This window comes from Mycobacterium sp., assembly GCF_050701675.1.
Lineage (GTDB): Bacteria > Actinomycetota > Actinomycetes > Mycobacteriales > Mycobacteriaceae > Mycobacterium.
In genome coordinates this window covers 1-3,879 of sequence record NZ_JBOGDD010000619.1, presented here as the reverse complement: position 1 = coordinate 3,879, position 3,879 = coordinate 1, and the positions used below count along the sequence as shown (strand labels likewise).

The window sequence follows — 3,879 nt, the reverse complement described above, 5'->3', positions numbered from 1 at the left end:
GGTGGAGCTCAACGGCGAGCTCGGCGTCGCCACCAGCGTCGCGGTGCTGGTGCCGGGCATGAACACCACGATCGAGGGTTCCGCCGCCAACACCAGGACCGCTAGGCAGCTGGTGTCCGCGACGCGGGGCGAAGTCGCGGCGATCACCTACCTCGGCGGCCCCTTTCCTCAGGACAGCTCGATGGTGGGTGCGCTCGTCGAGGCGGCCAGCCCGCGTTTCGCACTGGACATGGCGCCCCGGCTGGTCGCGTTCAGTCGCGGCGTCGACGCCACCGTGGACGCGACCGGCAGGGCCATCCCCGTGACGTACGTCGGCCACTCCTACGGCGGGGCGATCCTCGGCACGGCCGAAGCCATGGGACTGACTGCCGACAGGACGCTGTACGCCGCCGCGGCGGGTGCGGGCTTCGGAGTCGACGGACCAGAGGACTGGCACAATCGCAACCCCGACGTGCTGCGCTTCTCGATGACCGCGCCGGGAGATCCCATCCAGCTGGTGCAGGGCATCCCCGGTGGCACACACGGCGCCGACCCCGACGAGATGCCAGGGGTAATCCACTTGGCGACAGGGCGTTACGACGACGGGCGCCTGATGGCCGGTCCTCGCGCTCACACCGACGTGGTGAACGCCATGGGATCCGATGCCTGGCGCAACGTGCTTGCGGTCATCACCGGAGACCGGGCGCACATCGTGCTGGCCGGCTGAACGCCTGCGGGGAGCCGGCTGGGCTACGCTCTGGCAAAGGTCATCACGCTTAAGGAGTAACCGATGGGCTTCAACGCAAGGGACGCGATCGAGTCGGTCAAGGACATCGCGACGAACGCCGTCGAGAGGTCGGCGGACATCGTCGACAGTGCGGGCCTCGTCCTCAAGGGTGACGTCTCCGCGGGAGTGGAGGGCATCGTGCAGAGCTCGCTCGACATCGCCACCCATTCGGTGGAAAAGGTCAGGGAGATCGTCACCGGCAGGGACGACGGGTTCGACGAACCGACCGACTGACTAGTCCCTGCGGTGTCGGCCCGCGGCTGGAACCGCCTCGGATGCAGCGGATTCCTCTCGAGGCCTTCTGGCGGAGATGAGAAGCGTGGCGAGCAGTCCCGCGAGCAGGAAGCCCGCAGCCAGGTAGCTACCCAGTGAGATGCCGTGGGCCATCGCCTCCCGTGCCGCGACGGCGATTGGTGCAGTCTGCGGTGCAGCGGCGAGGCCGTCTATCGCCGCTCCCGCGCTTGCGACGACGGCGCGGGTGAGTTCGTCGGATCTCTCAGCCGGTATGCCCGAGGTCGTCAGTTGGGCGCTCAGTCGCGAACCGAGCGCGCTGAAGAAGGTCGTCGTCAGCACCGCGATGCCGAGGGCCGAGCCCAGCTGGCGGAACACGCTCTGCACACCGGAGGCCTGCCCGGCGCTCGGTTCGGGCACGTCGGCCAGCACCACGTTGGTGACCTGGGCCGTCGCGAAGCCCACCCCGATCCCGTAGAAGAACAGGGCCACGGCGATCTCCCACCACGGACTGTCGGGCCGGGCGATGAAGCCGAGAGCCGCAAGGCCGACCGCCTCCAGCACCAGGCCGAGCCGGACCAGCCCGAGCGGGGACACCCGCGACGTCATTCCGAAGCTGGCACCACTGGCCACGAAGCTGCCGACTGCGATCGGCACCAAGGCCAGCCCCGCCTCGACCGGGCTGTACCCGAGCGCGAACTGCAACCACAGCGGCAGCACGGCGACGATGCCGAATTCGCCGAGCCCGATGATCAGGGTGGCGATGTTGCCATTGCGGAACGAGCCGATGGAGAACAACCTGACGTCCATCAGTGCCTTGGTGGGTTCCCCCGGCTCGACGCTTCGACTCAACGCGATCTGGCGGAGGACGAATGCGATCAGTGCGACGGCCGACAGGGTCAGAGCGACGAGCACCGGCGAGGGACCGCCGGCCCACGACAGCCCGAACACCTCGAGCGGCTCGGTGGTTCGGATCCAGCCGTAGGTGCGCCCCTCGATCAGCCCGAAGGCCAGTAGCCCGAGCCCGACGATCGAGAGCACCGCCCCCGCGACGTCCACCCGGCCCCTGGTACGCGGCGAGCGTTCGAGGAACGCAAGAGCGGCGATGCAGATCACCACGACCAGCGGGATGTTGATTCCGAAAGCCCAACGCCAAGAGGCATGTTCGGACAGCCAGCCACCGAGAAGCGGGCCTAGCGCCGTCGCCGCGCCGATCGTCGATCCCCAGACCGCGAAGGCCTGACCACGCGCCTTGCCCGTGAACGAGGCATTCAGCAGTGATAGCGACGTCGGCAGGATCAGTGCCGCCCCGGCTCCCTGCAGGAATCGGGCCAGCACCAGCAATTCACCGGTGGGCGCCAGGCCCGCCAGCAGGCTGGTCGCGCCGAAGACGACCACGCCCGTGATGAAGACGCGGCGCGCGCCGAGGATGTCGGCCACCCGCCCGACCAGGAGCAGCAGCGCCGCGAAGATGATCGCGTAGGACTCCTGAATCCATTGCGCCTGAACCGAGGTGACGCCGAGATCGCGAACGATCGACGGGACGATGACGTTCACGATGGTCGTGTCCACGACGATCAGAGCCACCCCGAGGGCGATGGCGACCAGACCCAGCCAACGTCGGGCGGTATCGGAGAAGTGCAGCGTCATCACCCCCAAGATATCGAGATCACCTTCGACATCGCCCACACCAGCGTGGCCAGATCGGCGGGACCGAAGCCCAAACCGTCGTCAACGTGGCTGACGGCCTAGCTGGCGGATTCCGATCCCGACTCGGATTCCTCGACGGGAAGCAGCGCCTCAAGTGCCGAGCCGGTGATGCGCCGGAACGCGCGCCGTGGCCGGTTGGCGTCCAGAATCGCGATCTCCAGCGTGGCGGGCCCCAGGGTGCGCGGCTCGGCGGCGGCGCCAGTGCCTGCTCCAGTGCCCGTGCTGGCCGCGATACCCGCCCTGAGCGCGCCAACGGCGACCTTCGCGGCCTCACTCAGGCTGGCGTTCTCCGTGAAGGAGTTGTTCAGCGCGGTGATGATCGGTTCCGTGGTTCCGCCCATCACGACGAAGTGCGGTTCGTCGGCGATGGAGCCGTCATAGGTGATCCGATACAGTTCCGGCGGTTTGGTCTCGCCGAAGTGCGCCACCTCGGCGACGCAGAGCTCGACCTCGTAGGGCTTGGCCTGCTCGGTGAAGATGGTTCCGAGCGCCTGCGCGTACCTGTTGGCGAGCTGGCGGCCGGTGACGTCACGGCGGGAATAGGCGTAACCCTGGCTGTCCGCGAGCTGGATACCGCCGCGCCGCAGATTGTCGAACTCGTTGAACCGGCCGACGGCGGCGAAGCCGACGCGGTCGTATAGCTCGGACACCTTCTGCAGCGATCGCGAAGGATTCTCGGCGACGAACAGCACCCCGCCGGAATAGGCCAGCGCGATCACGCTTCGGCCTCGGGAGATGCCCTTGCGCGCGAGCTCGGAACGCTCGCGCATCGCCTGTTCGGGCGAGATGAAGTACGGGAAGCTCACAGGTCCACTTTCCCAGCGTCAGTACCGTCGTCGGCGCCGAAGGTGTCGGCACGGGAGCGGTTTTCGATCACCTCACGCGCCAGTTGGGCGATGCGCTCCTCGGCGATCTCCTCGGCTCCATCGGCCTGGATGACAACGGCCGTCGGGTAGATACCGCGCACCAGGTCGGGTCCCCCCGTCGCCGAGTCGTCGTCCGCTGCGTCGTAGAGGGCTTCGATGGCCACCGACAGCGCCGACTCCGCGTCGGTCACCCTGGAGTAGAGCTTCTTGATCGACGACTTCGCGAAGATCGAGCCCGATCCCACCGACTGGTAGCCCTCGAGTTCGACGTTCCAGCCACCCGCGGCGTCGAACGACACGATGCGA

At 67.8% G+C, this 3,879-nt stretch carries 4 protein-coding genes and 1 pseudogene; 2 read left to right on the top strand and 3 right to left on the bottom strand.

The annotated features are described in order from the left end of the window. Positions 1-706: alpha/beta hydrolase (locus tag ACRDUX_RS19125; RefSeq protein WP_526415595.1), on the top strand; the 706-nt coding region annotated here is incomplete at its 5' end. Positions 707-769: 63 nt separating this feature from the next. Continuing rightward, positions 770-1,000 carry an Rv1893 family protein gene (locus ACRDUX_RS19120; protein WP_526415594.1) on the top strand — a complete coding sequence of 77 codons (231 nt, stop codon included), beginning with the start codon at positions 770-772 and terminating at the stop codon, positions 998-1,000. On the opposite strand, the gene ACRDUX_RS19115 is transcribed toward ACRDUX_RS19120, so the two are convergent. The 3 genes and pseudogenes from ACRDUX_RS19115 to ACRDUX_RS19105 form a co-directional block, all read right to left on the bottom strand. Further along, positions 1,001-2,647 carry a DHA2 family efflux MFS transporter permease subunit gene (locus ACRDUX_RS19115; protein WP_526415593.1) on the bottom strand — a complete coding sequence of 549 codons (1,647 nt, stop codon included), beginning with the start codon at positions 2,645-2,647 and terminating at the stop codon, positions 1,001-1,003. Positions 2,648-2,745: 98 nt separating this feature from the next. Further along, on the bottom strand, positions 2,746-3,513 hold the full coding sequence (prcA, locus tag ACRDUX_RS19110) for a proteasome subunit alpha (RefSeq protein WP_526415592.1): 768 nt from the start codon (positions 3,511-3,513) through the stop codon (positions 2,746-2,748). Then, a pseudogene (locus ACRDUX_RS19105) lies at positions 3,510-3,879 on the bottom strand (proteasome subunit beta); the annotation flags it as partial. The gene prcA and the pseudogene ACRDUX_RS19105, both read right to left, overlap by 4 nt.